Source organism: Mammaliicoccus fleurettii (assembly GCF_002018435.1).
In the GTDB taxonomy this organism is placed as follows: Bacteria; Bacillota; Bacilli; order Staphylococcales; family Staphylococcaceae; genus Mammaliicoccus; species Mammaliicoccus fleurettii.
Map to the genome: position 1 here is coordinate 1 of NZ_MWJM01000032.1, position 5,792 is coordinate 5,792.

Annotated in this window: 5 protein-coding genes; all 5 read left to right on the top strand. The window is 34.0% G+C overall.

What is annotated here, in order from left to right; translation table 11 throughout:
• The coding region (locus B2G86_RS12815) for a Na/Pi cotransporter family protein (RefSeq protein WP_142242940.1) at positions 1-1,590 on the top strand (1,590 nt) is incomplete at its 5' end.
• Between the two features lie 768 nt (positions 1,591-2,358).
• Positions 2,359-3,435: a Gfo/Idh/MocA family protein gene (locus B2G86_RS12820; protein ID WP_078358578.1), complete on the top strand. Its 1,077-nt coding sequence runs from the start codon at positions 2,359-2,361 to the stop codon at positions 3,433-3,435.
• Between the two features lie 17 nt (positions 3,436-3,452).
• Positions 3,453-4,169: a ThuA domain-containing protein gene (locus B2G86_RS12825; protein WP_078358579.1), complete on the top strand. Its 717-nt coding sequence runs from the start codon at positions 3,453-3,455 to the stop codon at positions 4,167-4,169.
• A gap of 17 nt (positions 4,170-4,186) precedes the next feature.
• Complete coding sequence (locus B2G86_RS12830; protein WP_078358580.1) at positions 4,187-5,230, top strand: Gfo/Idh/MocA family protein; 1,044 nt, start codon at positions 4,187-4,189, stop codon at positions 5,228-5,230.
• A 23-nt stretch (positions 5,231-5,253) separates the two neighbouring features.
• Positions 5,254-5,792, top strand: a 539-nt coding sequence (locus tag B2G86_RS12835; RefSeq protein WP_142242941.1) for a sugar phosphate isomerase/epimerase family protein, incomplete at its 3' end; no start/stop codon positions are given.

Consider the following 5,792-nt stretch of genomic DNA (forward strand, 5'->3'; position numbering starts at 1 on the left):
GGTATTAAGCAAATGGGTGATGGCTTACAAGCAGCAGCGGGAGATAGATTAAGAAGTATATTAAATAGATTTACGAGCAATCCAATAATGGGTGTGCTTGCAGGTATGATTGTTACGATACTCATACAAAGTAGTTCGGGAACAACGGTTATTACTATAGGCCTAGTTAGTGCAGGATTTATGACGATGAGACAAGCTATTGGTGTTGTTATGGGTGCTAACATCGGAACAACAGTTACAGCTTTTATAATCGGTATTAATATTGGTGATTATGCTTTACCAATATTGGCATTAGGTGCATTCTTAATATTCTTTGTTCAAAAGCGTAAAGTTAAAAATATAGGTATGGTATTCTTTGGATTTGGTTCATTATTCTATGGTTTAGAATTAATGAGTGGGGCAGTGAAACCATTAGCTGATCTAGAAGGATTTAAACAAATTATGTTGGATATGTCTTCAAATCCATTTTTAGGCGTATTAGCGGGTACGTTTGTAACATTAATTATACAAAGTTCAAGTGCAACAATAGGTATTTTACAAGGATTCTATGCAAATGATTTAGTATCATTACATGGTGCATTACCGATTTTATTAGGAGATAATATTGGAACAACTATAACAGCGATATTAGCAAGTTTAGCTGGTTCTATAGCTGCAAAACGAGTTGCAGTCGTACATGTTATGTTTAATGTCATCGGAGCTGCAATATTCTTATTAATATTACCATTTTACGAAGCAGCAATGCAGTGGGTCAATCATGCATTGAACTTAAACCCTAAAATGGTTATCGCATTTGCACATGGTACATTCAATATAACGAACACGTTAATTCAATTACCATTTATTTTCGCATTAGCTTGGATTGTTACGAAAATTATTCCAGGTGAAGATGTAAATGAAAAATATAAACCAAAATATTTAGATAATAATTTAATAAATAGAGCACCAAGTATTGCATTACAAGAAGCACAAAATGAAATTCAAAACATTGGTAAAATGACAGTTTCAATGCTAGATAATGTTGGAAATTTAAATGAAAAAGCATTAAAAAAACATAAACAAAAACATGTAGCTGTTGATAACATGTACGATAATGTTAGACAGTATTTAAATAAATTATCTGAGAAAAAATTATCTGCGAAAGATGCTGAAAGATTGTCAGTCTTATATGATGTGAATAGAACAATATTAAAAGTATCAACGTTAACAGAATCATACTTAGATGAACTTCAGAAAAAACAATCATCAGATATTCATATATCAGATAAAGCAGACCAAAGTATTGATAAATTATATAATCACGTTAAAGTATCATATGAAAAAACATTCGAAGTATTTGATGTTTATGATTATATTAAAAAAGATGAAGTCGTTAAAAGAAGTGAAGATTCATATTTATTAGAACACGATTTACGTAAAAAGCACATAAAACGATTAAGTTCCGGAGAATGTTCTCCAGAAGGCAGCCTCGTTTATATAGATATGATTTCTATTCTTGAAAGAATTGGTTACCACTCAAGAAATATTTCAGAGTCTATGATTAACTTAGGCGAAGACACATATACCCAAACATCAGAAGTTAGATTATAAAATTTAATACAAACTTAGAAGCTGAGACAAATTAATTGTCCACAGTCTGAAAGCACCGTGCCAACTTTGTGGCACGGTGCTTTTTTTCTCTATTTATCATGTTGGGTACGACTTGATAAATTCAGCCTCTCTATGTAGCTTGTTGGGCCAGTCTAGCAATGTTCAGTCGCTCTATGTAGCTTGTTGGGCCAGTCTAGCAATGTTCAAACGCTCTATGTAGCTTGTTGGGCCAGTCTAGCAATGTTCAAACGCTCTATGTAGCTTGTTGGGCCAGTCTTGCAATGTTCAGTCGCTCTATTTATCATGTTTGCCTCGTCTTGATAAATTCAGCTCTTCTATTTATCATGTTGGACTTGTCTTGATAAATTCAGCCCTTCTATTTATCATGTCGCACCTGTCTTGATAAATTAAAGGGACATTGTCTCAGCCTGTATTCATTGTACGGTGTTAATTTTAGAGATGTCTTAGATTAACTCTCGATTTAATCAACAACTCATATCATTTTTTCAAAAAAATCCTTAATTTCCGTCGTACCAGACTTGTATTTAGTTAGATTTTCCTAAATGGGAATCCCAGTAAACTTCATTTATGAGGAGTGTTATTTAAAAATATTTTCAGTCTTTGAAAATAAATTCAGATGTAAGATATAAATGTCTTTACGAGGGTTATTCATTGGTCTTTGAACTTTTTTATTTTAACATAGTTATATAAACATTAATGTAAGCGATTACTATAAATTATTATAAATACATAAAAGGGGCTGTACGTATGAGTTTAAATGTTGGAATCATTGGTTGCGGTGGTATTGCAAATGGAAAGCATTTACCTAGTTTGCAGAAGATAAGTGAAGTAAATATTGTTGCTTTTTGTGATATTGAAATTGAAAAAGCTCAAGTTGCTGCAGAACAATATGGTACAAATGATGCAAAAGTGTACGAAAATTATAAATTATTGTTGGAAAATGATGATATAGATGTTATTCACGTATGTACACCTAACAGTTCTCATAAAGCATTAACGGTTGCTTCACTCGATGCTGGTAAACATGTGATGTGTGAAAAACCTATGGCTAAGACAACAGAAGAAGCGAAAGAGATGATTGAAGCTGCTAAACGTAATGGTAAAAAATTAACGATTGGTTATCAAAATCGTTTCAGACCTGACAGTCAATATTTACGTAAAGCTACGCAACGTGGAGACTTAGGTGATATTTATTACGGTAAAGCTCAAGCTATACGTAGAAGAGCTGTACCTACTTGGGGTGTCTTTTTAGATGAAGAAAAGCAAGGCGGTGGACCTTTAATTGACATTGGAACACATGCTTTAGATTTAACATTATGGATGATGGATAATTATGAACCTGAATCTGTAATGGGCTCAACTTTCCATAAGCTTGGCAAAAAGGAAAATGCTGCAAATGCATGGGGACCATGGGATCCTAAGAAATTCACAGTTGAAGATTCCGCATTCGGTTTTATTAAAATGAAAAATGGTTCTACAATTATTCTTGAATCAAGTTGGGCGCTGAATTCATTAGAAGTGGATGAAGCAAAATGTGCACTTTCAGGTACTGAAGGGGGCGCTGATATGAAAGACGGTTTGAGAATTCATGGTGAAGAGTTCGGTTCTTTATACACTACAAATGTAGAGTTAGAAAATAAAGGTGTAGATTTTTATGAAGGTGAAACTGTTGATGAGGCAGAAGTAGAGGCGCGTAGCTGGATTGATAGTATCATAAATGACACTGAACCAGTTGTTAAACCAGAGGAAGCTATGGTAATCACGCAAATATTAGAAGCACTTTATCAATCAGCAAAAACAAGTAAAGCTGTATACTTCGATTAATAAAAGGGGATATTAAAATGAATATAACTGTATGGAATGAATATAGACATGAAGTAGAAAGTGAAACAATTAAAGCTGTTTACCCGGATGGTATTCACAATGTTATAGCAGAATTTTTAGGTGAGGATCATGAAGTTAAGACAGCAACATTGGATGAGCCTGAACATGGTTTAACTGATGATGTGTTAGCTAATACAGATGTATTAATATGGTGGGGACATAAAGCACATGATGAAGTGAAAGATGAAATTGTAACTAAAGTGAAACAACGTGTGTTAGATGGCATGGGTCTAATCGTATTACATTCAGGTCATTTTTCAAAAATCTTCAAAAGCTTAATGGGAACAACGTGTGATTTAAAATGGCGTGAGGCTGACGATAAGGAAAGACTTTGGGTAGTAGATCCGACACATCCTATTACTGAAGGTCTCAACTCATATATAGAGTTAGAAAAAGAAGAGATGTATGGTGAACATTTTGATATACCTGCACCAGATGAAACAGTATTTATAAGCTGGTTTGAAGGTGGAGAAGTCTTTAGAAGTGGTGCAACATTTAAGCGTGGTAATGGTAAGATTTTCTACTTTAGACCAGGTCATGAAAGCTATCCTACTTATTATAATAAAGAAATTCAACAAGTTATTAAAAATGCAGTTGAGTGGGCGTGTAATAGAAATACACCTAAACATCAATATGGTAATGCACAACCTCTTGAGAAAATTAGCAAAAAATAAAATAGGAGACTTCTAATATGAATAAACTAAAATTAGGTGTCATCGGTGTTGGTGGAATTGCACAAAACAGACATATACCAGCTTTTAAAAAATTAGACCACTTAGTAGAAATAATAGGCGTACAAGATATTAACTATGAATTGTCTGAAAAAGTAGCTTCAGAATTTAATATTACGAATGTTTTTGAGGAATATAATGAAATGTTTAAACAAGTAGATGCTGTCGTTATATGTACGCCGAATAAATTCCATGCTGAAATCAGTATTGCTGCTTTAAATGCAGGTGTGCATGTATTTTGTGAAAAACCAATGGCAATGAATCGTAAAGAATGTGATGCGATGATTGAAGCGGCAAATCGTTCTGGCAAATTGCTAGCAATTGGTTATCATTATCGTTTTACAGATGCGGCAATAACAGCTCATCGTGCAATTGAAGAAGGTGTAGTTGGAGATGCGCTCGTAACAAGAGTACAGGCATTACGCAGACGTAAAGTACCAGGTTGGGGTGTCTTTACTAATAAAGAACTTCAAGGTGGAGGCAGTCTTATAGATTATGGATGCCACTTATTAGATCTTGCTATGTGGTTACAAAAAGATGCTCAACCGGTGGAAGTGTTGGGTAAGACTTATAATCGATTAAGCAAAACACCAAACCAAATAAATGACTGGGGAACATTTGATTACGAAACATTTGAAGTAGACGATCATGTGTCTAGTTTTATCACTTTTGAAGATGGGTCAACAATGCAATTTGAATGTTCATGGTCAGCAAATATTAAGGAAGATAAAATTCATTTAAGCATGTCTGGTGTTGATGGCGGTCTAAATGTATATCCGTTTGAAATATATCAACCTCGATTTGGAACATTTTTTAATGAACAAGCATACGCTGAACATAATGAAGATAATGCAGCACAACGACAATCTTTAAACTTTGTAAACAGCTGTTTAGGTTTAGAAGATTTAGTTGTGAAGCCTGAAGAAGCAAGACGTGTAAGTTCATTAATAGATGCTATTTATCAAAGTAGTGAAGAGGGAAGAAGTGTAAGAATAGAGTCTTAATAAATTTATAAGGGGTGTTACATATGAAAATCGGTGTATTTACAGTGCTTTTTCAAGATAAAACGTTTGAAGAAATGTTAGATCATGTAGCAAATTCTGGATTAAAGATGGTTGAAATTGGTACTGGAGGAAATCCTGGTAATCATTTTTGTAATTTAGATGAATTGCTAGAAAATGAAGATAAAAGAACAGAGTTTATGAATGCAATTACACAAAGAGGATTGGAAATTAGTGCTTTTAGTTGTCATGACAATCCAGTTTCTCCAGATAAAGAGCATGCTAAACAAGCACATGAAACATTTATTAAAACAGTCGAATTAGCTTCAATCCTAGGCGTACCAGTTGTTAATACATTTTCAGGCGTACCTGGATCTGACGAAGATTCGGAACATCCAAACTGGCCAGTGACACCTTGGCCAACAGCTTATTCTGAAATACTAGAATGGCAATGGGAGAAAAAACTAATCCCGTATTGGAAAGAAGCGGCTAAATTTGCTAAAGATCACAATGTCAAAATTGGTATCGAGTTACATGCAGGTTTCTCAGTACATACACCATATAC

Bases quoted from the DNA above. Each gene is read 5' to 3' on its own strand.
- B2G86_RS12830 (WP_078358580.1), top strand. From the start codon at position 4,187: ATGAATAAACTAAAATTAGGTGTCATCGGTGTTGGTGGAATTGCACAA.
- B2G86_RS12820 (WP_078358578.1), top strand. From the start codon at position 2,359: ATGAGTTTAAATGTTGGAATCATTGGTTGCGGTGGTATTGCAAATGGA.
- B2G86_RS12825 (WP_078358579.1), top strand. From the start codon at position 3,453: ATGAATATAACTGTATGGAATGAATATAGACATGAAGTAGAAAGTGAA.